This window comes from Alteromonas profundi (assembly GCF_010500865.1).
Classification (GTDB): domain Bacteria; phylum Pseudomonadota; class Gammaproteobacteria; order Enterobacterales; family Alteromonadaceae; genus Alteromonas; species Alteromonas profundi.
In genome coordinates this window covers 25,782-50,143 of sequence record NZ_JAAAWN010000018.1, presented here as the reverse complement: position 1 = coordinate 50,143, position 24,362 = coordinate 25,782, and the positions used below count along the sequence as shown (strand labels likewise).

The window sequence follows — 24,362 nt, the reverse complement described above, 5'->3', positions numbered from 1 at the left end:
AAAAGTTAACGTCTACATCCATGCTTGTGAGAGCTATGTTGTAGTTGAAGTAGGAGTAGTGGCTCGAATGAGCGAGCAAATAACCGACCAACAATTGGTTGAGAAAGTACAGCACGGTGATAAGAATGCATTTAACCTACTGGTGACACGATACCAGCATAAGGTTATGCATTTAGTATCCCGCTATGTGAAAAATTCAGGCGATGTGGCAGATGTTACTCAAGATGCGTTTATTAAGGCGTACCGTGCCCTACCAAATTTTCGTGGCGACAGTGCGTTCTATACTTGGCTGTATCGGATTGCGGTAAACAGTGCTAAAAATTATTTAGTAGCACAGGGCCGCAAGCCTCCCGCGAGTGATGTAGATGCTGAGGAAGCTGATTATTACGAAGGCAGTGACGCGCTAAAAGAACAATCGACACCGGAACGAAGCTTACTCTCCGATGAAATAGAAGAAACGCTATTTCGCGTAGTAGAGAAATTACCCGATGACTTACGTATGGCCATTACCTTGCGCGAGATTGAAGGGTTAAGTTACGAAGAAATTGCAGGGGTGATGTCTTGCCCTGTAGGCACGGTTCGTTCACGTATTTTCAGAGCTCGGGAAGCAATAGATAAGGTTATCCAGCCGCTGTTAGAAAATTAAATATGCGGAAAATGAACTTTCTGCATATTGAGTAGACTAACAGGTGTGTTAGGGTAGAAAATGATCACGAATGGTCAGGAAATGAATTTATGACGCAACAGCAAGAAAAAATGTCCGCATTCATGGATGGCGAAATAGATGATGATAGCATCATCAACGCCATCAAAAATGATGACGCGCTACAAGCGAAGTGGCAACGCTATCATGTAATGAGAGGCGTAATGCGAAAAGAAGCGCATGTTGCACCTGAACTTGATATTGCTTCGGCAGTGGCAACGGCACTTGAAGATGAGCCGGCTATAGTCGCGCCGAAAAAACCGCGATGGCGCAATGTTCCCGTTTTAGGGAATGTGGTACCCTTTGCGAAGCAGTCAGGGCAGTTTGCCATGGCGGCATCAGTGGCCGTAGCGGTTATTCTAGGTGTTCAGAACTTCAATCAACCCGCACCGACGGAACCCTTTATGACCGCACCGACGGCAGGGCCACAAGGTGGGTTGGCGCCGGTAAGCCTTGAGCAAACCCGTGCGTTACCACGAAACGACATGAACGAAGTGCTTGTGAAGAAGCGTAAAATCAACGCATTAATTGCCGACCATGAACAGCAGTTAAAAATTAAGCAAGCGCAAGAGTCAGAAGAGAATGAATATGAGGGCAGCCCTAACCAGCGCCCCTAATGACGAAGTTGCATGAAAAATACAGTGAATAATAACGTACCAGCGCCAAAGTCGCTGGTACGTGTGTTTTCGGACACAGTAAAACAACGTAGCAAAGTGAATTTTTCCCTTCTATTGGTCGCTGGCTTATTTACAAGTGGTTACGCGGCTGGCCAACAAACCACACCCTCTAACAGCGCTATCGAAGTAGAAGAGACGCAAGCGTCAACGCAAACTTCGCCACAAACCTCCCTTGATCGTATTGAAAGTGAGTCCACCGTGCTCGCCGATAAGCCGCCTTTAGCGATGCCAGATAGTACCGCGGAATGGCTAACGCGTTTAAGCGAAGTGGTTAGCACAAGAAATTTTCAGGTGTCTTTTGTACAAAGTCGGGCAGGAGGCGAGACCGTTCCATATCTTTGGCGTCACGCAGTGATGCCTGATGGCACTGTGATGGAACAACTAAATTTACAGAACGGGCCAGGTCGAGAGTTAATCAGAGTTGGCGATATAGTGAGCGTTTTCGAGCCGGATGTATCGCCTTATAGCTTGAAGTCTGAGCATATCAATGGCCCTATCCCAAGTTCGTTGTTACACCATCCCAACCGGCTTAAAACAGGGTATGAGTTCGTATCTGTAGGAAGAGCGAGGGTTGCAGGACGTCCAGCGCAGCAAATTCGTATTGTTAGCAGAGACAACAACCGATTTAGTTATCAGCTATGGTTAGATGAAGAAACCGGTATGCTACTTAAGCTTAATATGCTTGATTTACAAGGCGGCTTGCTCGAACAAATACAAGTGACTTCGATGGAGTTAACTGCTGCGCCAGATGCGTATTTTGAGCGTATTAACAAAGCGAGCTTGCCAAAGCCAATGGTGATCCCGCAGCGTCAGTCGAAAGCACATTCTTGGTACGTAGACTTTCTTCCCAAAGGAATGACAGAAGTAAAACAAGATACTCGAAGACTTGCGTTAACTGGGCAAGTGGTAGAGTACAAAATGTACAGTGATGGGCTAGTTGATGTGTCTGTGTATGTGCAACCTGCAGCAGATGCACTGGGAAGCGATCTAGTTTTGCGTAATAATTTAAGTACATTTCTTACCTTAACCGATGGTAAAGCACAGGTTACGGTAGTAGGGGAAATTCCTCTGCAAACCGCCAATGCTATGGCTACATCGTTAACGCCAACGCCAGCGGCAAACCCATGATTAAAGAAACTGCTACGGTTGTCGCCATCGACGGTGATCTCATTACCGTTGAAGCAGCTATAAAGTCTACCTGCAGTAGTTGTCAGGCACAAAGCGACTGCGGTACCGGCGCAATATCCCGCGCACTGGCGCCGAAAACGCAACAGTTAACCTTGCGTTCGCCGCTGCCCGTTTCGCTCGGCCAGCAGGTTACTGTAGGCGTACCAGAGGCGGGGGTTTTAAGCGCATCAGCGTGGTTATATTTAATTCCGCTATTGGTCTTTATTACGGCAATGTTGGGGCTATCCCAATTACTGCCTATGATGGGAATGACCCATGAATTATGGCCACTTATTCCTGCCGTGCTTGTCACCTTTGCTACCTATCGTTTTGTAGCCAAGCGATTAAAGCGTCGAGATCAAGGTAAATATCAAACTGTCTTACTTCGTGCTATCAGCGAATAATCGCGCCCTACAGCCAAGGGCTTTAATGAGATAGGTAAAAATAACGGTGTTGACCCGCCCAAATATGCAAGCTAATTCGCTTTTCGGCAAAGAAATGGGTAAAATCCGCACGCGCTAGGCAGAACCTCAATAATTAGGGCTGTCGGCATTTTTTTGTTTAATGAATTTTTCTGCAGGTAATTTCCAGCATTATGCAACAATCGCACATTCGTAACTTCAGTATTATCGCCCACATTGACCACGGTAAGTCTACCTTGTCAGACCGTCTAATTCAGCATTGTGGAGGGCTTTCCGATCGCGAAATGAATGAGCAAGTTCTTGACTCGATGGACCTTGAGAAAGAGCGTGGAATTACCATTAAGGCGCAAAGCGTTACGCTAAATTACACTGCCCAAAATGGTGAAACCTACCAGTTGAATTTCATCGACACTCCAGGGCACGTAGATTTTACGTATGAAGTTTCTCGTTCTTTGGCCGCCTGCGAAGGTGCGCTTTTAGTGGTTGATGCGGGGCAGGGTGTGGAAGCGCAAACACTCGCGAACTGCTACACCGCCATTGAAATGGATATGGAAGTGGTTCCGGTACTTAACAAGATAGACCTGCCGCAAGCCGATCCTGACCGCGTGGCTGAAGAAATTGAAGATATAGTCGGTATTGATGCACTAGATGCGGTTCGATGTTCAGCGAAAACCGGCATCGGCATCGAAGATGTATTGGAAGTTATCGTTAATAAGATACCACCGCCAGAGGGCGAGCGAGAAGCTCCGCTTAAAGCCCTGATCATAGATTCATGGTTTGATAATTATCAAGGCGTGGTGTCGTTAGTACGCATCGTAGAAGGTCAATTGACCAAGAAAGATAAAATTCAAATTATGTCGAATGGTCAAATACACCAGGTAGACAAAATTGGAGTATTTACCCCTAAGGCATTAGACACTGGCGTGCTAAGAGCTGGTGAAGTAGGCTTTATTATTGCGGGCATTAAAGATATTCAAGGCGCCCCTGTTGGCGATACTATTACGTTAGCCAAGCAACCTGCCACCGACATGCTTCCTGGTTTCAAAAAAGTGAAGCCTCAGGTATACGCAGGTATTTTCCCCATTAGTTCAGATGATTATGAAGACTTCCGCGATGCGCTGGCGAAATTAAGCTTAAACGATGCCTCATTATTCTATGAACCGGAAAGCTCCGCGGCGCTAGGCTTTGGATTCCGTATTGGTTTCCTTGGCATGTTGCATATGGAAATTATTCAAGAGCGTTTAGAACGTGAATACGATCTTGGTCTTATTACTACCGCCCCTACCGTTATTTATGAAGTAGAGACTACCAAAGGCGAAATTCTTACCGTTGATAGCCCTGCTAAATTACCAGCAGTTAACGATATTGAAGAAATTCGCGAACCTATGGTTGAAGCCAATATCCTGGTACCACAGGAATATCTCGGTAATGTTATTACTTTATGCGTTGAAAAGCGTGGTATGCAAACTAACATGACTTATCATGGTAAGCAGGTGGCAGTAACTTACGAAATCCCAATGGCAGAAGTGGTACTCGACTTCTTCGATAGACTTAAATCTACCAGCCGTGGATTTGCTTCGTTAGATTATAACTTTAAGCGTTTTCAGTCTTCTGACATGGTACGCGTAGATATACTGATTAACGGCGAGCGTGTGGATGCATTAGCCGTTATTACCCACCGTGAAAACTCTCAAGGCAGAGGCCGTGAATTGGTAGAAAAACTTCGCGAGTTAATTCCTCGCCAGATGTTTGATATTGCGATCCAAGCGGCCATTGGTAATCATATTGTAGCTAGAAGTACGGTTAAACAATTACGCAAAAACGTTATCGCCAAATGTTACGGTGGTGACGTAAGTCGTAAGAAAAAGCTACTTCAGAAGCAGAAAGAAGGGAAGAAGAGAATGAAGCAGGTAGGTAATGTCGAATTACCGCAGGATGCATTCCTTGCAGTGTTAAAGGTGGGTAAATAATGGCCAATTATTTTTCCCAAATTCTGGTGGCACTAACGGTGCTTACTGGTCTTATTTGGTTGGTTGATAGTTTAGTGTTTGCCCCTAAGCGAAAGGCGCGCCTACAGGCCGCGGCAAGCTCAGAAGGTGCAACCTATGGCGAAGATCCTCAACTACCGTATTTGGTAGACACTTCGCAGCAAATTTTCCCCATTATCGCGTTTGTACTGGTATTGCGCTCGTTTATTTATGAGCCCTTTCAAATTCCATCAGGTTCAATGATGCCCACTCTACTGGTAGGCGATTTCATTTTGGTTGAAAAGTTTTCCTACGGCATAAAAGATCCGCTATTTCGCTCAAAGCTGATAGAAACTGGTGAGCCAGAACGTGGTGATGTTGTGGTATTTAAATACCCCGAAGAGCCTTCAGTTGACTATATTAAGCGTGTTGTTGGCTTGCCAGGCGACACGATCGTGTATAAAAATAAACAGGTTTTTATTAAACCCCATTGTGAAAGTGCCACAGCAAGTTGTGAAAAGCTGCAAGCAGTTCCGCTGAAATTTGTTGAGCGTGGAGAGTTTGTGCAGGATATGGCGCAGCTAATGCGCTATACGGAAACGTTAGGCGATACTAAACACGACATTTTACGTCACCCTGTACGTGAAATTTCACCGGTTAATTTCTACACGCAACCGGGTACCCGCAGCAACGAGTGGGTAGTGCCTGAAGGTCAGTATTTTGTGTTAGGCGACAATCGTGATAATAGCCGCGACAGCCGTTTTTGGGGCTTTGTGCCAGACGCTAATTTAGTGGGTAAAGCGGTGGCTATTTGGATTTCATTTGAATTCGAACGTAGCCCTCAAGACTTTTTGCCTTCCTGGATCCCAACCGGCGTGCGTTTTGAACGTGTAGGTGGCATTGATTAATGCAAGGAATTGATAAATATATTCGCCTAAATAAGGCGATAGGTTACACCTTTAGCGATGTAGCCTTACTAGAACAAGCGCTCACTCATCGAAGCGCGGCGAAAAAGCACAACGAACGACTAGAATTTCTCGGCGACGCTATACTTGGTATGGTGATTGGCGAAACCTTATATAAACGCTTTCCAAACGTGCCTGAAGGTAAACTTACGCGTATGCGCTCTACCTTGGTAAAAGGAGACACGTTAGCGGAATTGGCAAGAGAAGCCTGTATGGGTGAACTTTTGTTGCTAGGGCCTGGCGAACTCAAAAGCGGCGGACACCGTCGTAGTTCTATTCTTGCCGATGCAGTAGAAGCTTTGCTAGGCGCTATTTACTTAGACTCTGGTATGGAGGCAGTACGCAGCGTCATCGATCGTTTGTGGGAAAGTCGTATTGAAAAGCTCGACCCGAACGCCCATCCAAAAGACAGTAAAACGCGACTACAAGAATACCTTCAAGGTAAAAAATTACCGTTACCAACCTATGAAGTGATATCGATAACCGGCAAAGATCATGCGCAAACCTTTGAAGTTTGCTGCAAGGTGGAAGGTGAAAGCACGCCGGTTTCTGCAACGGGTAACAGTAGACGCAAAGCGGAACAAGAAGCCGCTAGACTGACTTTGGAGAAGCTAGATGACTGAGCCGAATATTACAACGCGGTGTGGCTTAGTAGCCATCGTAGGCCGGCCTAACGTGGGTAAATCCACCTTATTGAACCGTTTGCTAGGGCAAAAAGTGAGTATTACCTCACGTAAGCCGCAAACCACCCGCCACCGTATTCTCGGTATCGATTCTGAAGGCGATTACCAAGCGGTATACGTGGACACACCAGGATTACACCAGGAAGAAAAACGCGCCATTAACCGTTACATGAACCGCGCAGCGTCAAGCTCTTTAGCCGAAGTAGGCTTAGTGTTGTTTGTCATTGAAGGTACACGCTGGAACAGTGATGATGAAATGGTGCTATCTAAGGTAAAAGAGTCAGGGTTGCCCTGTTATCTTATCGTCAACAAAATGGATAAAGTTGAAGATAAAGAAGCCTTTATGGTGCATCTACAGCAGTTAGCTCAAAAGCATACGTTTGAACATATAGTGCCGGTAAGTGCTACTCAAGGCAAAATGGTGGATGAAATCCGCGAACTTGTTGCGAAGAATCTGCCAGCAAGTGAGTTCTTTTTCCCCGAAGACTATATTACAGACAGGTCTAGCCGGTTTATGGCCGCGGAGATTATCCGTGAAAAGCTTATGCGTTTCACCGGTGATGAACTTCCTTACTCTACTACCGTAGAAATAGAACAATTTAAACTTGCTGATAACGGTATCTATCGCATTAGCGGGCTCATTCTCGTTGAACGTGAAACCCAAAAACGTATGATCATAGGTAAAGGTGGTAAGCACCTTAAAACCATCGGTGAGCATGCACGAAAAGACATGGAAAAGTTATTTGATAACAAAGTGTTTTTGGAATTATGGGTAAAAGTAAAACAGGGGTGGGCCGATGATGAGCGTGCTTTGCGTTCGTTAGGTTATGGTGACGAAAACTAGTTACTAAGGTTTCGTTTTTTGCGTTATAGGGTTTGTGCTATGTCTTTATCTAATTTACGCCGTCAGTATTCAAAGGGAAGCTTGCAGGATGCAGACCTAACCGACAACCCAATGACATTGTTTGAACGCTGGTTAGGGGATGCTATCAAGGCTGAAATTCCTGACCCAACAGCCATGACAGTGGCCACCGTAGATGAGCACGGGCAACCTTCTCAGCGTATCGTGTTGTTAAAAGATGTAAGCGATAACGGGTTTGTTTTCTACACTAATTTAGGCAGCAGAAAAGCCAAAGAGCTAGCGCAAAACCCGAAAGTGTCCTGCCATTTCCCATGGTTTTTTATGGAGCGTCAAGTTCGTGTTTGCGGCGTAGCTGAGAAGCTGTCAATGAAAGAAAATACGCGTTACTTTTTCTCTCGTCCTAAAGATAGCCAATTGGCGGCTTATGTGTCTAAGCAAAGTACGCCAATTAGTAGTCGCGAGCTACTCACTACCCAATTTAGTCAAATGAAAGCCAAATTTGCGAACAAAGATCTTCCCATGCCGGATTTTTGGGGTGGGTTTCGAATAGTGCCTCACCAAATTGAGTTTTGGCAAGGTGGGGAAGATAGACTGCACGATAGGTACGAATATAATCGTACCACGCAGGGCGAGTGGACGACCCGAAGGTTAATGCCTTAAATACACGCTTTTGATCGATGTCGTTTAAAAGCAGCCTTCATCTTGTATTAGTACACGGTGAGTTTTGCTCCAGAAATATTGAGGTTTAGCCGTGATAGACAGCCATTGCCACCTCGATTTAGACCCCTTCAAACAAGACTGGGAAGCCGTTCTTCATCGGGCGAAAAAAGAAGGATTAACCCGGCTGTTAATACCGGGCACCCATCCGCGTAATTTACCTTGGCAGCGAAATATATTCTTAGCTGCGTCATCATGTCTTCCTGTAGATCTGGCCCTAGGCGTTCATCCTTATTTTATTACCCAAGATCTCCAGCCTAGCGATATTGTACGCTTTCTTGAAGCGGCGTTTTCCTGTGACGAGGTAAATCCAGTAGCAATAGGTGAGATTGGTCTTGATGGACACATAGATACCCCAATGAAGCGCCAAAAAGATTGTCTTAACGTGCAAATTCAGTTTGCTCAGGAACGACAGTTGCCTATTATTTTGCATCATCGTAAAACCCATCATCTACTCTTTGAGGCGCTAAAAGAGACTCAATTTGAAGGAGGCGGTGTAATACATGCATTTTCTGGTAGCAAAGAGGTGGCGCAAGCCTATATAGATAAAGGGTTTTACTTAGGGTTTGGTGGCACGATAACTTATGCGCGGGGCGCAAAAACCAAAGAGACGTTAGCCTATGTGTTTGAAAAGCACCCAGAGCGAATACTTATTGAAACAGATGCCCCGGATATGCCCATGCAAGGCCGCCAGGGTGAGCGCAACAGCCCAGAGTATCTAGGCGAGGTGATATCTTCAATAGCAAAGCAAACTGGGGCTACAAAAGAGGCCATCGATAAGTTAAGTAGCGACAACTATTATAAATGTTTTGGTTTATCAGCAAAAAGTCTGTAAACCGCTGGCGGGTCAATATAGCAAAAAGCTTATTTCGCTTTAAGCTGCAAGGTTTCCAGTAACCAAGGGCGGAATTTATAAAAACCGCGGGTAAGGTACACACCGATTATAAGCGTAAGCGCGATAATAATGGCGGCGATAAGGTCTTGTTGATGACGTAGTACCAAAGGCTTGGTAAGAATTTGCGCGGTATCTATATTTACGCTCAAATAACCGATGGTGTTACCTTCATTATCTGTAACCATCTGTAAATAAGTCACCGGAGGGACCGTTCGTTCCCGCGATAAGGTCACCACACTATCCACTTGAGGCAAAGGTGCTAGGTATTTCCCTTTATCGTCAAATACGCTTAGCGATAAAATGGCAGGGTCTTGAACAGCAATAGCGGTAAGTGCTTCTATACTTTCTCTATCTTCTTGCATTAGCGCAGGGGCGATAATTTTGGCATATTGTTCACTCATACTGCGTCCTGGCTGGGCAGTTTGAATCTCTATCCAGTCTTGTTGATATTGATCGTACACAAGAAAAAGGCCAATAGTGAGTGCCACCCCAATGCTCATAATCATCGTATGAACCAAGCGCTTTAATGCCGTGTACATAGAGTGCGACACAGGCGGGCGTTGGGTTTTTATTTCTTTTTCGGTGTGAGTTAGCATATCACCTGAATTTTTAAATTTGCTTGCGCTTACAGTAGGTGAATTTAGCTAAATTTAAAAGAGGCTATTTTCACATGGGTCCTGTTTAAGTAGCATAGAGACAATTATTTTTAAGGTGTGTATAAAAAGTGTCCATGTTTTTTAGCGATCTCTCCATTCAGCAGCAACATCAAACAGACGTTCTTACCACAGTATTACGCCGCGGGCTTCCTACTTCACAGGGGTCTGTACAGAAAGAAACTGATGGTCAACGAAAGTTGACCATTATAGGTCAAGCGCTAACGCCTTATCAGGTTTCACAGACATTGGCCGCATTGGAGGATATTTTTGTTCCCAGCCAACTTGCGCTACATCCCTTTCACAATAAATACGGCGATAGTGTGGTGATGTGCTTCGGTGATATGCAAAGTAGCGACAAAGCGCATATCGCCAATACGCTAGAGCAGGTATCTACACGTTTTCATGTCGATATAGGTTTTACAGACGCAACGCCCTCACTTAATCAGGCAGGTTTATTGGTAATGGATATGGATAGCACTGTGATTGCTATTGAATGTATTGATGAAATTGCCAAATTAGCTGGGGTAGGGGATGAAGTTGCCGCTGTGACCGAAAAAGCGATGCGTGGCGAAATTGCGTTTAATGAAAGTCTGCATCACCGTGTCGCATGTCTTCAAGGGATACCTTTAGATCACTTACAGCAAATTCGGGACGCCATCCCCATTATGCCGGGCATACAAACCCTTATTAGCGTGTTAAAACATCATGGCTGGAAGATAGCGATTGCCTCCGGCGGGTTCACTTATTTTGCTGATCATCTCAAGCTGAGGTTAGGCCTAGACGCTGCGGTATCTAATACGCTGGTCGTTGAAAATGGCGTTCTAACCGGGGAAGTTCAGGGCGAAATAGTTAATGCTGATGTCAAGGCGAGAACCGTCAATACGCTAGCGAATGAGTGGGGTATACCCTTGTCGCAAACCATTGCCATGGGAGATGGCGCAAATGATTTGGTCATGATGGCCGCGTCGGCACTCGGCGTTGCCTGTCATGGTAAGCCTGTAGTAAACAAAAAAGCAGACGTAGCGCTGCGTTATGGTGGCCTACACGCACTTCTTTATTTTTTGGCCTAGCCAAGGCTGCGTAAGCTTAGACATGGTTGGCCATGTCTAAGCATGCAATAGCGCTTGTATACTGCTTTTAACGGCGGCTTTTTCCACAGTACTATCTCGGTTCGCCTGAATAGTTTCGTCATCAAAGCCATAGCGAATGAGTACTTCATCGGTAACGTCGACTAAATGCGCACACGCTGCCACGCTCCACAGTTTTTGCTCTAGTTCGCGTGCGCGGTGCAACGCATACATGCTAACGTAATTTATCTCTGTTTGTAGCATAGATAAATCAGGTTTCCCTGTGGTGGTAAGCATGACATGTAGCGCAATAAACAAACCACGATTCATGGCTTCGCGGATAAAGGCTTTACGCTGTTCTATATTTTCGAAGCGATGGGAATAACGAGGAAGAATAGCGAGTCGTTGATCTTTTTGCGTGGGATCAAAAGACACCAATAATTCCTGTCGCATGGGCATGTTTTCAAGTTTTACCTGTTTAATACCACTTTGTACAAAAGGGGTGTCCAATTTTCTATCGCGAAACAAGAACTCTAAGTTTACTTCACGTTGCGAAGCATAATGGGTAGTAAGCAAAGATACTTTTTCATCTTGCTTACCTATTATGCCTGCTTGCGGGGTGTATCTAACCCCATCTTTACTCATAAGAAACGACATAGATGTAGGGTTTCGCGCATTAATACAACGAAGTGCTTGCCCCATACCCAGAATTTCTTCTTCGCCGTCGTCTTCTTCTAAGCTATGCTTGTTTTTCTTAATCAATTCGTCGAAAAAGGCCCGTGCTGATTTACCTTCTTCACCGGGCATTGCTTTAAGGTGCAAAATGTTTTTATCTACATTGTGATAAACCACCATGTACTGCAAATGCATGACATCAAAGGATTTGGTTATATTTTGTAACCGCGGAAAGGCCACTTCAACCTGGCCTTCTAACTCGCCGCTGTATTCCTTATTGAGCTCTATGCGTAGCCCTAAACCATGTACCGATATATCTTCACTTACACCTACATGAACACTATCATCGCCGGGTATCCTAAGCTCAATGCGAGAGCGTAACCGGTAGCGAGACTCTAAACGCTGCTCTTCGTATTTAAACCGCGATAAAGAAATTGTAGAGGGAATACGATTTCTTGGGTGTCCGAAGTTACGAAGATGAGATAAATCTTCACGGCTAAAAGTAAAGGTGTTATACGCCTGCTGCCCAAAAACCGACGACACGTCAGTGACATGAACAAGGTATTTTAAATGCTTTAACTTTGCCATTAATCGCGGAGAAGGTGGTGTATTTTGGCGTTTTACCTTACTACCTACGGAATCTGGAATAGACGTAGGGACATGGGCTTGTTCTGGGCTCATTTCGGTTAGCGTAACTTTAAACACCCGCCAACTTGCCTTTCTTGAGCCAAAGCCTAAAAATACGCTTTTAAACACATCCTTGCGCTGTAACTCATCATAAGATGCGGAATAAAAGTACACTTTCTCATTTTGCAAATGGGTAAAGCTGTAAATAAAGAGCGCACGGTTTTCTACCGGTTTATCAACCAGCTGTTTTAAACGGGACTCATTTAATAAATATCCAAGCTTACATTCGTCTTCTTCGTCTTGCCAATAACTAACGGTTTCTCGGTTAACTTCATTCGTCATGGCAAAGCGGGGGATAAGCTTTCCGTTAACTTCATCAATGTAGACCGGAAGAGTAGGGCTACGCGGCGAGAAGTATTGTTCGCAGGTTTTACTTGTGATGGCTTCAATCGTATTGGCCATATTCACTTTATAACGGCGTTTGTTACCATGAATGAAGCTTTCAAGAAACTTATCGAAGCTGGGGTTAGGACGGTCTGTATCCCGTTGTAGTGCTAAATAGATAATGTCATTTTTGCGACTGATTTTAACCAACTTATAGGCTATGCCACGCTTTCTATCCATGGCAAATTCGTTTTCCAAGCCTCTAAAGTAAACCGAAACGCGCTCATCTTTCTTAAATAAACTCTCTTTGGTTAGTTTAACTTGCAAACCTTCCAATGAGATATCTACACTTAGCCCACGTATCGACTGGTTACTCTCATTAAACAGTTCAACCGCCACTGCAAAATTCATACGTTCAGTATTGCGTTGGCGGTAATCAAGCAAGTTAACGATAGGCACTTTAAACTGAGAGAGAATAGACGACGTCTTTTGCGTACCTGGCGATTGCTTGCTTTGATCTCGCGCCTCTGCCCTTTCGCGAAGCACACGGTAGTTGTTTTCGGTATTTTGTACCGCCTCATAAACCCCAAACGTGTAGCCACCAAAAACCCGAATTTGTTCTTCGAACTTTTCTACCGCAACTTCATCCATATAATGTTTGCGGCCTTCGTGCTCGTACAACTTACATTTACCGTCAACCAATCCTCTTAGGTCGATAGAACGCATGCAAGGCTTAGCTAAACGCTTTACTTCCATCTTTATTAAGAAGCGCTTTTCTTTTGGGATGTCCGCACCTACCTGCAATAAAACCTGATTAAATTCAGGCTCGTTTACCATAGGTTTTAGCTGGTCAATGATGTCTGCGTATTGCAGTAAATCCTGGTTCATGTAGGCATAACTTCTTTGCTTGAGTCCATGGTTATAGCTTTTTATCGGCAGATTCACTCAACACATTAATATAACCCTATTGTGGCGTTAAAGCTTACCTATTTAACTAGGTCAATTGGGGTAGAAAGGGTACGTTGAGCGAGTTACTTATGCCTTTATTATCGTGTTAGAATACCCCTTTTAGGGTGTGGATAAAACTGAAATATGGCAAAACGCAAAACCGCATACGTGTGCTCCGACTGTGGAGCAGAATTTCCCCGTTGGCAGGGGCAGTGTTCAGAGTGTAAAGAATGGAACACTATTAGTGAGTTTGTGGTAAGTAGCGCAAAGACTAGTTCAAAGCCAACCTTATCAGGGTATGCGGGGCAAACGGTTGCAAAAATTGAAACCCTTAATGCCATTGATTTAGAGGCGTTACCGCGCTTTAGTGCTGGGTTTAAAGAGTTAGACCGTGTACTGGGTGGTGGTATTGTACCTGGCGCAGCCATGTTAATAGGGGGGTCGCCGGGGGCGGGTAAAAGCACACTATTACTACAGGTGATGTGTCAAATGGCACGCACTGCATCGGCGCTTTATGTAACTGGTGAGGAATCACTTCAGCAAGTCGCAATGCGGGCAAAACGCTTAAACTTGCCCGACGATAAGTTAATGATGTTAGCGGAGACTAATGTTGAAACCATTTGCGATCTAGCCTTGACAAAAAAACCGAAAATTATGGTTATCGATTCTATTCAAGTTATGCATGTGGCCGATGTTCAATCTGCTCCCGGCAGCGTTTCCCAAGTCCGTGAAAGTGCCGCATATTTAACTCGTTTTGCCAAACAGCAGCATATTTCTATGTTTATCGTTGGTCATGTAACTAAAGATGGCAATCTCGCAGGCCCTAAGGTTCTTGAACACTGCATTGATAGTTCTATGATGCTTGAGGGGGAGAGCGACGGCCGTTATCGCACACTGCGAAGCCATAAAAACCGGTTTGGCGCAGTAAACGAACTTGGTGTGTTTGCCATGACCGAACGAGGCCTTAAAGAAGTAAGTAACCCATCGGCAATATTTTTAAGTCGCGGAGAAAACGAAACCCCGGGTTCCAGTGTAATGGTAATCTGGGAAGGAACACGTCCACTACTGGTAGAAATTCAAGCACTGGTTGATTACTCCCAAATGTCTAACCCCCGTCGAATTGCCGTAGGGCTGGACCAAAACCGTCTGTCTATGTTGCTAGCGGTCCTTCATCGCCACGGTAATGTGCAAATGAATGACCAAGACGTTTTTGTCAATGTGGTGGGCGGGGTGAAGGTAACTGAAACCAGCGCAGATTTGGCGTTGTTAGTCGCTATGGTTTCAAGCTTTCGAAATCGTGCGTTACCTAAAGATCTTATCGTATTTGGTGAAGTAGGCTTAGCGGGGGAAATTCGCCCTGTGCCAAATGGTACCGAGCGTATTGTCGAAGCCGCAAAGCATGGTTTTAAACGCGCCATTGTACCTAAAGCTAATGCACCTAAGCAGGCTATTGCTGGTATGACAGTTGTGCCTGTCGCTCAGCTGTGTGATGCCCTTGAAGCACTTCAGTAAAGTGCATTTATAAGCGCGTTGATTTCTTTCTCGTCAATGTGGGTGTCTGCGCTGTTTAATGTAATTAAGCGGCGTAGGGCGCTCACGCTTTCAATATCAATTTTATCCACCTTACAACCCAGCGATACGTAATCTGTGCGACCGTCTGAGTGTCGATAGAGCTGTTCAATATGCAAACTGATTTCGGGGCTATCCGCATTAGCCTGAAAAGTGGCGGTATAAGGAAAATGGCTGTCAAAAGGTAATTTTGCTAAATGCCCTTCTTCGGCGAGCAGTTTAATTCCGTGAAGCGACACATCACTAACAATGATGTCTACGTTTTGCCCACTATGAGAAAGTGTACCTGGTACATTTAAAGCCACCCTTGTAAATTGGCGTTTATCAGACATAGCTGCGAACCACACTGCACTACGTAAAATGATACCCACAGTATTGGTTAAATAGTGAAAGGTCGCAACCTTTGTGCTTGTTCGATTGCCTGTAAGGTAAACGCACATACAAAACCCGTACAAAAAAGCGCCCCTTAAAAGGAGCGCTTTAGAAAAATAGCTTAAGAAGCCTTATCAAGGTTAACCCTTGCTATTATTTAGTCATACGTTTGTATTTTAAGCGGTGAGGCTCAACCACATCTTGGCCATATTCTGCTTTTAACCAGCTCTCGTAGTCGGCGTAGTTACCTTCAAAGAAATTGATGCTGCCTTCGTCGCGATAATCCATGATATGGGTTGCTACGCGGTCTAAGAACCAGCGGTCATGGGAAATAACCATGGCACAGCCAGGAAACTCTAAGAGTGCATTTTCTAGTGCACGAAGTGTTTCAACGTCCAAGTCGTTGGTGGGCTCATCTAAAAGCAGCACGTTGCCACCCGCTTTCAATAGCTTAGCAAGGTGTACTCGGTTACGCTCACCACCCGACAAATCTTTAATAAATTTCTGCTGGCTGTTGCCTTTGAAGTTAAATCGGCTGCAATACGCGCGGCTATTAATTTCAAAGTTGCCAATACGAATAATATCTTGATCGTCGGAAATCTCCTTCCACACAGTGTTATTTTCATTCATGTGGTCGCGAAACTGCTCTACACTGGCTATTTTAACCGACTCACCAATATCGATTGAACCAGAGTCAGGTTGCTCCGCGCCGGTTAGCATTCTAAATAGTGTAGATTTACCCGCACCATTTGGCCCGACGATACCCACGATAGCGCCTTTAGGTACTTTAAACGAAAGGTTGTCTATTAGAACGCGTTCACCATAGGATTTGTTAAGCCCTTCCACCTCTATCACTTTATCACCTAGGCGTTCGCCTGGCGGAATGAAGAGTTCGTTGGTTTCGTTGCGCTTTTGATAGTCGCTGGTAGACATTTCTTCAAAGCGGGTCATACGAGCTTTACTTTTTGCATGCCGGCCTTTCGGATTTGAACGTACCCATTCAAGTTCTTGCTTCATACTCTTTTGACGGGCACTTTCAGCGCGTTCTTCTTGCTCTAAACGTTTTTCTTTTTGTTCAAGCCACGAAGAATAGTTGCCTTCCCACGGAATACCTTCACCACGGTCTAGCTCTAATATCCAGCCAGCAACATTATCAAGGAAGTATCTATCATGGGTTATGGCAACTACTGTACCCTCATAGTCATGAAGGAAACGTTCTAACCATGCAACAGATTCGGCGTCTAAGTGGTTAGTTGGTTCATCAAGCAACAGCATTTCTGGTTTTTCTAATAGTAAGCGGCAAAGCGCAACCCGGCGGCGTTCACCCCCTGAAAGTTTGCTTACGTCGGCGTCCCATGCAGGAAGGCGAAGTGCATCGGCGGCACGCTCAAGAGCATTATCCAAATTATGACCGTCTTTGGCTTGAATAATAGCTTCTAGCTCGCCTTGTTCTTTTGCCAACGCATCAAAATCAGCATCGGCTTCTGCGTAGGCAGCATAAACTTCATCAAGGCGAGTTAATGCGTGCTTCACGTCGGCTACGGCTTCTTCAATATTGCCGCGCACATCTTTACTTTCGTCAAGCTGCGGCTCCTGTGGAAGATAACCAATTTTTAAACCGGGTTGAGGGCGAGCTTCACCTTCAATATCGGTATCTAGCCCTGCCATAATACGAAGCAAGGTAGATTTACCCGCGCCGTTAAGACCTAGCACACCAATTTTGGCACCAGGGAAAAAGCTCAGCGATATATCTTTTAAAATCTGACGGTTCGGGGGAACAATTTTTCCTACCCGATGCATACTGTAAACGTATTGAGACATGCGGTGTCCTTGGCTGAAAATAAATCATGATTATACGTGCAACAGGATAACCTGCGCCACCCTGTAACGCCAACGTACCACGTAGGTGCTGTTATTTTGCGCAGTTAGGGCTAAATTAGCGAATTATAGATCGGTAGCCTTTTCGATTTAAGGTAAACTTGGTTAGCATAACCGAAACGATTACACAGGTATTATCTGAATGACTGCAATGAACAAACCCACTTATAGCCTTTCAGAGCTTGCTAACCTAGTTGGCGGGACAGTGCACGGAAACGGCGATGTGAGCATATCGGCGGTAGGCACATTGGCAGGGGCAAAAGCACATCAAATTTCGTTCCTTACAAACCCTAAATACAAAAGCCAGTTGGCCAGCACGCAGGCTGGTGCTGTTATTGTTCACAGTAATCTGCAAGATGAAGTTCCTTGTGCAGCGCTTGTGGCTGATAATCCTCATGCAGTGTTTGCTAAAATAGCGCAACTTTTTGACACCACGCCGCCGGTGGCAAGCGGTATAGCAGATACCGCCATCGTCGCGCCTTCTGCCAACATTGGTAGCAATGTATCGTTAGGACATAATGTACTAATAGAAGAAAATGTAGTGCTTGGCGATGGTGTGGTTATTGGCGCAAATACGGTTATCAGAAAAGGGGCGCGTATTGGTGCTGACAGTATTATATATCCCAACGTAACCATTTATCACGATGTTCAAATTGGCAAACGGGTGACAGTACACAGCCAAACCGTAATAGGGGCTGCAGGTTTTGGCTATGCAAACGATAAAGGGACATGGCTTCCTATCCCGCAGACGGGGTCTGTGATTATTGGTGATGATAGTCAGATAGGCGCAAGTAGCAGTATTGACCGTGGTGCCCTTGACGATACAGTGCTAGGCACTAACGTGATTATTGATAACCAAGTGCAAATTGGACATAACTGTATTATTGGCGATCATTCCTGTGTTTGCGGTCATACCGGGATCGCAGGAAGCTGTAATATCGGTAAACACGTAATTATTGCAGGGGGGGTAGGTGTTAATGGCCACATTTCAATTTGTGACAATGTACAAGTAACAGGCTACACCATGGTGGTGCAGGATATCAAAGAACCCGGCGTATACTCTTCGGGGCAGCCCGCGCAACCAAATAAGCAATGGCGCAAAAATACCGTGCAACTTCAAAAAATCGGTAGTTTGTTTAGCCGCGTAAGGGCGTTAGAAAAACAGGTCTGATCACCTTGTAAGGCTGGTATTACGTTAAACCTAGCTCATTTGCTGGGTTTTGCGCACAAAGCGGTATACAAGCGACTGAAAATGGCTAGAATATGAGGCCAAAATTAGCCAACGATATGCCTAATTTAACGTGCCAATTTACTACTGCAGTTAAGGAGCCCCCATGTTACCTCGCGAAATGAACATAGCTGACTTTGACCCTGAATTAGCCGATGCAATGGCAAAAGAGGTTAAGCGTCAAGAACATCACATCGAACTGATTGCTTCAGAAAACTACTGCAGCCCGCGCGTAATGGAAGCGCAAGGTTCTCAGCTTACGAATAAATATGCTGAAGGTTATCCAGGGAAGCGTTATTACGGTGGTTGTGAACACGTAGACGTGGTTGAGCAACTTGCCATTGATAGAGCGAAAGAGCTGTTTGGTGCGGATTACGCCAATGTACAACCCCATGCAGGTTCGCAAGCGAACTCAGCGGTTTTCATGGCGCTATTGGAAGCCGGTGATACTGTATTAGGCATGAGTCTATCAGAAGGTGGCCACCTTACGCATGGTTCGCATGTTAACTTTTCTGGTAAGACCTACAATGCAGTACAGTATGGCTTAAATAAAGAAACCGGTGAAATCGACTACGCGCAAGTAGAGGCATTGGCTAAAGAACATAAGCCGAAAATGATTATCGGCGGCTTCTCTGCGTACTCAGGTATTGTGGACTGGGCGAAATTCCGCGAAATTGCCGATATGGTAGGGGCTTATTTGCTGGTAGATATGGCTCATGTTGCCGGTCTTGTTGCAGCAGGCGTTTATCCTAACCCCTTGCCCCACGCGCACGTAGTAACAACGACCACGCATAAAACATTAGCGGGCCCGCGTAGTGGTCTTATTTTGTCTTCATGTGGCGATGAAACTCTTTACAAGAAGTTTAATAGCTCGGTATTCCCTGGCAACCAAGGCGGCCCGCTTTGTCATGTCATTGCAGCGAAAGCCGTAGCGTTTAAAGAAGCACTTCAGCCAGAATTTAAACTGTATCAGCAACAAGTTGTTGCCAATGCCAAAGCGATGGTGTCGGTTATGCAAGAGCGTGGCTATAAAATTGTATCAGGCGGCACTGATAACCACTTGTTCTTGCTCGATCTGATTGACAAAGATATAACTGGTAAAGAGGCTGATGCGGCGCTTGGTTCAGCTAACATCACAGTAAACAAGAACTCGGTTCCTAACGATCCTCGTTCTCCGTTTGTAACCAGTGGCTTACGAATTGGTAGCCCAGCGATTACCCGTCGTGGTTTTAAAGAAGAACAAGCGAAACAAGTTGCAACGTGGATATGTGACATTCTAGATAACATGGGCGATGAGTCAGTTATCAAACGTGTACAAGATGAAGTTGTAGCACTGTGTGAACAGTTCCCTGTTTACGCGTAAATAGGTAGGTTTGAGATGTTTTGCCCTTTTTGCTCACAGCAAGAAACTAAAGTTATAGACTCTCGCTTAGTGGCTGAGGGGCAGCAAGTGCGCAGACGACGCGAGTGCGTCGTCTGTCACGAACGTTTTACTACCTTTGAAAGTGCCGAATTAGTGATGCCGCGGGTGATTAAGCGAGACGGCTCACGGGAGCCTTTCAACGAAGACAAGTTGCGTGCAGGGTTACAGCGTGCATTAGAAAAAAGGCCCGTCAGTACTGAAAAAGTTGAGCAGTGCATTCTTTCGCTTAAATCCGAGCTAAGAGCCACTGGTGAGCGTGAAGTGAGCAGCGAATTGCTGGGTAACTTAATTATGAAGGCGCTCAAAGAACTGGATAAAGTGGCCTATGTGCGCTTTGCCTCAGTCTACCGTTCTTTTGAAGATATCCGAGAATTTGGTGAGGAAATTGCCAGACTAGGAGACTAACAATAGGGTATGTAGTGGACACATCTACCATTGACCTAGATTATTTTTGGATGGCGAAAGCCATTCGTCTTGCAGAAAAAGGGCGCTTCACTACGTCACCAAACCCTCGCGTTGGGTGCGTTATTGTTAATAGCGATAACACCTGTGTAGGAGAAGGCGTACATCTTCAAGCCGGCACCCCCCATGCCGAAGTTCATGCGCTGCGCCAAGCTGGCGGAAAGGCTAAAAACGCCACTGCATACGTTACCTTAGAGCCATGTAGCCATTTTGGCCGAACCCCCCCATGTGCTGATGCACTTATTACATCAGGTGTCAGTCGTGTAGTTATTGCCATGACAGATCCTAACCCCAATGTAAGTGGGAACGGAATTAAAAAACTCCAAGATGCCGGTATTGAAGTGGTCGCAGACATCCTTTCTGCCGAAGCCGCGGCGCTTAATCCTGGGTTCATTAAACGCATGCTCACTGGTAAACCCTATGTTCGCCTGAAACAAGGTATTAGCTTGGATGGAAAAATTGCATTGGCTAACGGTGTCAGTCAATGGATAACGGGGCCTCAAGCTCGCAAAGATGTACAGCAATACCGAGCGCAAAGTTGCGCTATATTAACGGGTTCAGGCACCGTTCGTAATGACGACCCTAGCTTACTTGTACGTCCTGGCGAAGCAAATATCAGTGACTATCCTTTGGATACTTATCGACAGCCAGTGCGTGTTGTAGTGAGTAGTCAAACGGCACTTGCTCGTCATTACCAGTTATTTAACGATGGCCATCCTACGTTTATAGCCACCACAAAAGCACAGGCCGATACCCAAAATGGCCAGTTTATTCAAGTAGATGAGGTCAATGGAAAGGTTGACCTTAGTAGCCTAATGCTACAATTAGGTGCTATGCAATTTAACGAAGTTTGGGTAGAAGCGGGTCCTGGGCTTGCTGGCGCATTACTTTTGGCTGGTGAGGTGGATGAGCTAATCTGCTATCAAGCGTCTAAGCTATTGGGTGATAGCGCGCAAGGTATGGTATCGTTACCGCAATTTAGTGATTTGAATCAGGCGATTACGCTATCTCTTGCTGAGGTGAGACAGATTGGTAACGATATCAAATTAAGTTACCACGTTAGGTAAGCGAATTAGTACCACGAGGAAGGTTATGTTTACGGGAATTATTGGCGCTCTTGGCACCATTACAAAGTTAGAAAACCGCGGCAGTGATATACGCTTGACGGTATCTTCTCCTACATTAGATATGTCAGACGTAGCCTTAGGTGACAGTATTGCCACCAATGGCGTGTGTTTAACGGTTACTGAAAAAGGCGCGGATTATTATTGTGCTGATGTTTCTGCTGAAACCATAAAACTTACCGGTTTTGCCCATTATGGTGGGGGTTCTCGTGTTAACCTTGAAAAAGCGATGCGTCCAACTGACCGACTTGGCGGTCACATTGTTTCTGGACACGTAGATGGCGTAGGTGAAGTAAGCCAGATTATCAAGCACACCGACTACATTGAATTTTGGGTAAAAGCGCCCACATCTTTAGCGAAGTACATAGCGCATAAAGGCAGTATTACCGTTGATGGCGTAAGTCTTACCGTTAATCAGGTTAACGGTGCTGAGTTTATGTTGTGGATAATTCCCCATACATTACAAGAAACCATTATGGGCACTTACACCGTGGGTACGCAGGTAAACTTGGAAGTGGATGTTATCGCCCGCTATTTAGAGCGCTTGATGATGGGCGATAAAGCAGCGTCGCCGACAACCAAAGGCATAGACATGGCTTTCCTAGCAGAAAACGGATATTTAAAAAGATAACCCTACAAGAAGCACACACAATGAAATTTAACACGACACAAGAAATTATCGAAGATATCCGCCAGGGTAAAATGGTTATTCTGATGGATGATGAAGATCGCGAAAATGAAGGCGACGTTATAATGGCGGCAGAACACGTCACACCTGAAGCGATCAACTTTATGGTAACCCATTGCCGTGGGTTAGTGTGTTTACCTATGACGCAAGAGCGTTGCCTACGTCTAAATTTGCCACTTATGGTAGATAAAAACGAAGCCCAGTTTTCGACAAACTTTACCGTATCTATTGAAGCCGCCCGCGGCGTGACCACGGGTATTTCTGCGGCTGATAGAGCTGTTACCATAAAAGCCGCGGTAGCCGAAGATGCTAAAGCATCAGATATTGTACAACCTGGACATATTTTCCCCCTTATTGCTAAAGAGGGCGGGGTACTTAATCGTGCCGGTCACACAGAAGCAGGGGTTGATTTACCGCGTTTGGCGGGACTGGAGCCGGCAGGCGTCATTGTTGAAATACTCAATGAAGACGGCACCATGGCACGTAGGCCTGAACTTGAAAAGTTTGCGGCCAAACATGGGCTTAAAATAGGTACGATTGCAGATCTTATCGAATATAGAAATTTAAATGAAACTACCATTGAAAAGGTAGCGCAGTGTATATTGCCTACAGAATATGGTGAGTTTGAACTCCATACCTTCAAAGACAGCATAGACAACCAACTACATTTTGCCCTCAAAAAAGGCGAAATCACTGCGCAAAACCCTACGTTGGTCCGTGTACATCTGCACAATACATTCAGTGACTTACTAGGTTCTACCCGTGGAATCCATCGTTCTATGACCCTAGAGCAGGGGATGAAAACGATTGGTGAAGAGGGCGGTGTGTTAGTGTTATTAGGCAAAGAAGAGCACATTGAAGAACAAGTACGCAGGTTCGCCGCTGAAGACCGTGGTGAACGCCCGGCAGGTGCTGATTGGCAAGGCTCATCGCGTACAATTGGTGTGGGCAGTCAGATTCTTGCTTCCATGGGGGTACATAAGATGCGTTTACTCAGTAAACCCATTAAATATCATGCGCTATCGGGCTATGGCCTTGAAGTCGTGGAGTACGTGCACGATTAAGGAAAGCCGGAGAAGGGATGCAGCGCGTAAACTCGCGTTGACTACATCCTTGTTTTCTAGCCACCCCAATTATGCGGCGGCTGGGGTACGATAGACATCTCTTCCCCTTATCAAAGTACGCGCTAGCGCTACTTGTCGAATAGTTGAACTTAAATAAACAATCGATTCAGTTTAGGTGCAGTTGTGGTATACTTCGCGCCGTTTTTCTCGAGGAATGAATTCATGCAAGTAATTGAAGGTAACATCAGAGCAACCGGTAAAAAAATTGCCATCGTTGTAGCGCGCTTTAATAGCTTTGTAGTAGAGAGCTTGTTAGAAGGTGCGTTAGATACATTAGACCGTCACGGTGAAGTAAATACCGACGATATTACGCTAGTGCGCGTACCGGGCGCATACGAGTTACCTATTGTTGCTAAAAAACTCGCCGAGAAAAAATCTTTCGACGCCATTATCGCGCTAGGTGCGGTAATTCGTGGTGGTACACCTCATTTTGATTTTGTTGCAGGCGAATGTAACAAAGGTTTAGCGCAAGTATCGCTAGAATACGGTGTGCCGGTTTCATTTGGCGTCATCACTACAGATTCTATTGAACAAGCTATCGAACGTTCTGGAACCAAAGCAGGCAATAAAGGTGCAGAAGCTGCACTTGGCGCGCTAGAAATGGTTAACGTTATCGATGCTGTTGAAAAGCTTTAAGGTAAAAATACGTGAAAGTTTCAGCTCGTCGTAAAGCCCGTGAACTCGCCCTACAGGGTGTTTACTCATGGCAAATGAGTCATAACGATATTCAGCAAGTTGAGCTCGCATTAGCGACTAGCAACGACATGCAGAAGGTTGATATGGCTTACTTTCAGGCGTTGCTTCGCGGTGTAGCGCATAATGCTAGCCATTTAGATGCAACCATCAAGCCTTACTTAGGGCGTTTGCCTGAAGAGCTTGATGCTATTGAAAAAGCGATTCTTCGTATCGCAACGCTGGAGCTAACAGAACGTATGGACGTTCCGTATCGCGTTATTATTAACGAAGCCATTGAGCTTGCTAAGGCATTTGGTGCCGAAGAAAGTCATAAATTCATCAACGGCGCGTTAGACAAAGCGGTTCGTACTTTACGTAAAGACGAACGCAACTAATACCGTGCC

24 protein-coding genes are annotated in these 24,362 nt (G+C 45.4%); 20 read left to right on the top strand and 4 right to left on the bottom strand.

The window, feature by feature from the left end; all coding sequences use genetic code 11:
* Window positions 1-67: 67 nt before the first annotated feature.
* The 10 genes from rpoE (at window position 68) to GTH32_RS13335 (ending at window position 8,998) form a co-directional block, all read left to right on the top strand.
* The gene (gene rpoE, locus GTH32_RS13380; RefSeq protein ID WP_163086505.1) at window positions 68-646 is read left to right on the top strand and encodes an RNA polymerase sigma factor RpoE; all 579 of its coding nucleotides are present in this window, start codon (window positions 68-70) and stop codon (window positions 644-646) included.
* An 89-nt stretch (window positions 647-735) separates the two neighbouring features.
* A complete protein-coding gene (locus tag GTH32_RS13375; RefSeq protein WP_163086502.1) occupies window positions 736-1,320 on the top strand; it encodes a sigma-E factor negative regulatory protein in 585 nt (194 codons plus the stop codon).
* Between the two features lie 12 nt (window positions 1,321-1,332).
* Window positions 1,333-2,508, top strand: a complete 1,176-nt coding sequence (locus tag GTH32_RS13370; RefSeq protein ID WP_163086499.1) for a MucB/RseB C-terminal domain-containing protein — start codon at window positions 1,333-1,335, stop codon at window positions 2,506-2,508.
* Window positions 2,505-2,951: a SoxR reducing system RseC family protein gene (locus tag GTH32_RS13365; protein WP_163086497.1), complete on the top strand. Its 447-nt coding sequence runs from the start codon at window positions 2,505-2,507 to the stop codon at window positions 2,949-2,951. Before GTH32_RS13370 ends, GTH32_RS13365 begins: the two co-directional genes overlap by 4 nt.
* A gap of 191 nt (window positions 2,952-3,142) precedes the next feature.
* Window positions 3,143-4,939 (top strand): translation elongation factor 4, encoded by a 1,797-nt coding sequence (lepA, locus tag GTH32_RS13360; RefSeq protein WP_163086494.1) that lies wholly within the window; start codon window positions 3,143-3,145, stop codon window positions 4,937-4,939.
* A complete protein-coding gene (lepB, locus tag GTH32_RS13355) occupies window positions 4,939-5,844 on the top strand; it encodes a signal peptidase I (protein WP_163086491.1) in 906 nt (301 codons plus the stop codon). Before lepA ends, lepB begins: the two co-directional genes overlap by 1 nt.
* Complete coding sequence (gene rnc / locus GTH32_RS13350) at window positions 5,844-6,524, top strand: ribonuclease III (RefSeq protein WP_163086489.1); 681 nt, start codon at window positions 5,844-5,846, stop codon at window positions 6,522-6,524. The genes lepB and rnc overlap by 1 nt, the downstream gene beginning before the upstream one ends.
* Complete coding sequence (gene era / locus GTH32_RS13345) at window positions 6,517-7,428, top strand: GTPase Era (protein ID WP_163086484.1); 912 nt, start codon at window positions 6,517-6,519, stop codon at window positions 7,426-7,428. The genes rnc and era overlap by 8 nt, the downstream gene beginning before the upstream one ends.
* A 39-nt stretch (window positions 7,429-7,467) precedes the next feature.
* On the top strand, window positions 7,468-8,106 hold the full coding sequence (gene pdxH, locus GTH32_RS13340; RefSeq protein WP_163086482.1) for a pyridoxamine 5'-phosphate oxidase: 639 nt from the start codon (window positions 7,468-7,470) through the stop codon (window positions 8,104-8,106).
* A 91-nt stretch (window positions 8,107-8,197) separates the two neighbouring features.
* Window positions 8,198-8,998, top strand: a complete 801-nt coding sequence (locus GTH32_RS13335; RefSeq protein ID WP_163086479.1) for a TatD family hydrolase — start codon at window positions 8,198-8,200, stop codon at window positions 8,996-8,998.
* A 29-nt stretch (window positions 8,999-9,027) separates the two neighbouring features.
* Here GTH32_RS13335 and GTH32_RS13330 read toward each other — a convergent pair whose 3' ends face one another.
* Complete coding sequence (locus tag GTH32_RS13330; RefSeq protein ID WP_163086477.1) at window positions 9,028-9,654, bottom strand: hypothetical protein; 627 nt, start codon at window positions 9,652-9,654, stop codon at window positions 9,028-9,030.
* A gap of 128 nt (window positions 9,655-9,782) precedes the next feature.
* Here GTH32_RS13330 and serB point away from each other — a divergent pair, with 128 nt between their 5' ends.
* Window positions 9,783-10,784 carry a phosphoserine phosphatase SerB gene (gene serB / locus GTH32_RS13325; RefSeq protein ID WP_343033433.1) on the top strand — a complete coding sequence of 334 codons (1,002 nt, stop codon included), beginning with the start codon at window positions 9,783-9,785 and terminating at the stop codon, window positions 10,782-10,784.
* A gap of 36 nt (window positions 10,785-10,820) precedes the next feature.
* On the opposite strand, the gene GTH32_RS13320 is transcribed toward serB, so the two are convergent.
* Window positions 10,821-13,355, bottom strand: coding sequence for a PilZ domain-containing protein (locus GTH32_RS13320; protein WP_163086474.1), 2,535 nt, complete (start codon window positions 13,353-13,355; stop codon window positions 10,821-10,823).
* Window positions 13,356-13,559: 204 nt separating this feature from the next.
* Between GTH32_RS13320 and radA the strand changes: the two genes are divergently transcribed.
* Window positions 13,560-14,927: a DNA repair protein RadA gene (gene radA / locus GTH32_RS13315; RefSeq protein WP_163086471.1), complete on the top strand. Its 1,368-nt coding sequence runs from the start codon at window positions 13,560-13,562 to the stop codon at window positions 14,925-14,927.
* Here the strand turns inward: radA and GTH32_RS13310 are convergent.
* On the bottom strand, window positions 14,921-15,316 hold the full coding sequence (locus tag GTH32_RS13310; protein WP_163086468.1) for a PilZ domain-containing protein: 396 nt from the start codon (window positions 15,314-15,316) through the stop codon (window positions 14,921-14,923). The genes radA and GTH32_RS13310 overlap by 7 nt on opposite strands.
* A gap of 193 nt (window positions 15,317-15,509) precedes the next feature.
* Entirely contained in the window at window positions 15,510-17,177 is a 1,668-nt protein-coding gene (gene ettA, locus GTH32_RS13305; RefSeq protein WP_163086465.1) for an energy-dependent translational throttle protein EttA, read from the bottom strand.
* A gap of 199 nt (window positions 17,178-17,376) precedes the next feature.
* On the opposite strand from ettA, the gene lpxD reads away from it, so the two are divergent.
* From lpxD to nusB, 8 genes are all read left to right on the top strand, one after another.
* Entirely contained in the window at window positions 17,377-18,405 is a 1,029-nt protein-coding gene (lpxD, locus tag GTH32_RS13300; RefSeq protein ID WP_163086462.1) for a UDP-3-O-(3-hydroxymyristoyl)glucosamine N-acyltransferase, read from the top strand.
* A 163-nt stretch (window positions 18,406-18,568) separates the two neighbouring features.
* Window positions 18,569-19,825: a serine hydroxymethyltransferase gene (glyA, locus tag GTH32_RS13295; RefSeq protein ID WP_163086459.1), complete on the top strand. Its 1,257-nt coding sequence runs from the start codon at window positions 18,569-18,571 to the stop codon at window positions 19,823-19,825.
* 15 nt (window positions 19,826-19,840) lie between these two features.
* Entirely contained in the window at window positions 19,841-20,290 is a 450-nt protein-coding gene (nrdR, locus tag GTH32_RS13290) for a transcriptional regulator NrdR (protein WP_163086456.1), read from the top strand.
* A gap of 50 nt (window positions 20,291-20,340) precedes the next feature.
* Window positions 20,341-21,414 (top strand): bifunctional diaminohydroxyphosphoribosylaminopyrimidine deaminase/5-amino-6-(5-phosphoribosylamino)uracil reductase RibD, encoded by a 1,074-nt coding sequence (ribD, locus tag GTH32_RS13285; protein WP_203565491.1) that lies wholly within the window; start codon window positions 20,341-20,343, stop codon window positions 21,412-21,414.
* 25 nt (window positions 21,415-21,439) lie between these two features.
* Window positions 21,440-22,102, top strand: a complete 663-nt coding sequence (locus GTH32_RS13280) for a riboflavin synthase (protein ID WP_163086450.1) — start codon at window positions 21,440-21,442, stop codon at window positions 22,100-22,102.
* Window positions 22,103-22,122: 20 nt separating this feature from the next.
* Window positions 22,123-23,223, top strand: a complete 1,101-nt coding sequence (gene ribBA, locus GTH32_RS13275; protein ID WP_163086447.1) for a bifunctional 3,4-dihydroxy-2-butanone-4-phosphate synthase/GTP cyclohydrolase II — start codon at window positions 22,123-22,125, stop codon at window positions 23,221-23,223.
* A 222-nt stretch (window positions 23,224-23,445) separates the two neighbouring features.
* Window positions 23,446-23,919 carry a 6,7-dimethyl-8-ribityllumazine synthase gene (ribH, locus tag GTH32_RS13270; protein ID WP_163086444.1) on the top strand — a complete coding sequence of 158 codons (474 nt, stop codon included), beginning with the start codon at window positions 23,446-23,448 and terminating at the stop codon, window positions 23,917-23,919.
* An 11-nt stretch (window positions 23,920-23,930) separates the two neighbouring features.
* Window positions 23,931-24,353, top strand: coding sequence for a transcription antitermination factor NusB (gene nusB / locus GTH32_RS13265; protein WP_163086442.1), 423 nt, complete (start codon window positions 23,931-23,933; stop codon window positions 24,351-24,353).
* Window positions 24,354-24,362 lie beyond the last annotated feature (9 nt).

Excerpts from the sequence above, each read along its gene's own strand:
- rpoE (WP_163086505.1), top strand. The coding sequence starts at position 68 with ATGAGCGAGCAAATAACCGACCAACAATTGGTTGAGAAAGTACAGCAC.
- GTH32_RS13375 (WP_163086502.1), top strand. The coding sequence starts at position 736 with ATGACGCAACAGCAAGAAAAAATGTCCGCATTCATGGATGGCGAAATA.
- GTH32_RS13370 (WP_163086499.1), top strand. The coding sequence starts at position 1,333 with ATGAAAAATACAGTGAATAATAACGTACCAGCGCCAAAGTCGCTGGTA.
- GTH32_RS13365 (WP_163086497.1), top strand. The coding sequence starts at position 2,505 with ATGATTAAAGAAACTGCTACGGTTGTCGCCATCGACGGTGATCTCATT.
- lepA (WP_163086494.1), top strand. The coding sequence starts at position 3,143 with ATGCAACAATCGCACATTCGTAACTTCAGTATTATCGCCCACATTGAC.
- lepB (WP_163086491.1), top strand. The coding sequence starts at position 4,939 with ATGGCCAATTATTTTTCCCAAATTCTGGTGGCACTAACGGTGCTTACT.
- rnc (WP_163086489.1), top strand. The coding sequence starts at position 5,844 with ATGCAAGGAATTGATAAATATATTCGCCTAAATAAGGCGATAGGTTAC.
- era (WP_163086484.1), top strand. The coding sequence starts at position 6,517 with ATGACTGAGCCGAATATTACAACGCGGTGTGGCTTAGTAGCCATCGTA.
- pdxH (WP_163086482.1), top strand. The coding sequence starts at position 7,468 with ATGTCTTTATCTAATTTACGCCGTCAGTATTCAAAGGGAAGCTTGCAG.
- GTH32_RS13330 (WP_163086477.1), bottom strand. The coding sequence starts at position 9,654 with ATGCTAACTCACACCGAAAAAGAAATAAAAACCCAACGCCCGCCTGTG.
- GTH32_RS13320 (WP_163086474.1), bottom strand. The coding sequence starts at position 13,355 with ATGAACCAGGATTTACTGCAATACGCAGACATCATTGACCAGCTAAAA.
- radA (WP_163086471.1), top strand. The coding sequence starts at position 13,560 with ATGGCAAAACGCAAAACCGCATACGTGTGCTCCGACTGTGGAGCAGAA.
- GTH32_RS13310 (WP_163086468.1), bottom strand. The coding sequence starts at position 15,316 with ATGTCTGATAAACGCCAATTTACAAGGGTGGCTTTAAATGTACCAGGT.
- ettA (WP_163086465.1), bottom strand. The coding sequence starts at position 17,177 with ATGTCTCAATACGTTTACAGTATGCATCGGGTAGGAAAAATTGTTCCC.
- lpxD (WP_163086462.1), top strand. The coding sequence starts at position 17,377 with ATGACTGCAATGAACAAACCCACTTATAGCCTTTCAGAGCTTGCTAAC.
- glyA (WP_163086459.1), top strand. The coding sequence starts at position 18,569 with ATGTTACCTCGCGAAATGAACATAGCTGACTTTGACCCTGAATTAGCC.
- nrdR (WP_163086456.1), top strand. The coding sequence starts at position 19,841 with ATGTTTTGCCCTTTTTGCTCACAGCAAGAAACTAAAGTTATAGACTCT.
- ribD (WP_203565491.1), top strand. The coding sequence starts at position 20,341 with ATGGCGAAAGCCATTCGTCTTGCAGAAAAAGGGCGCTTCACTACGTCA.
- GTH32_RS13280 (WP_163086450.1), top strand. The coding sequence starts at position 21,440 with ATGTTTACGGGAATTATTGGCGCTCTTGGCACCATTACAAAGTTAGAA.
- ribBA (WP_163086447.1), top strand. The coding sequence starts at position 22,123 with ATGAAATTTAACACGACACAAGAAATTATCGAAGATATCCGCCAGGGT.
- ribH (WP_163086444.1), top strand. The coding sequence starts at position 23,446 with ATGCAAGTAATTGAAGGTAACATCAGAGCAACCGGTAAAAAAATTGCC.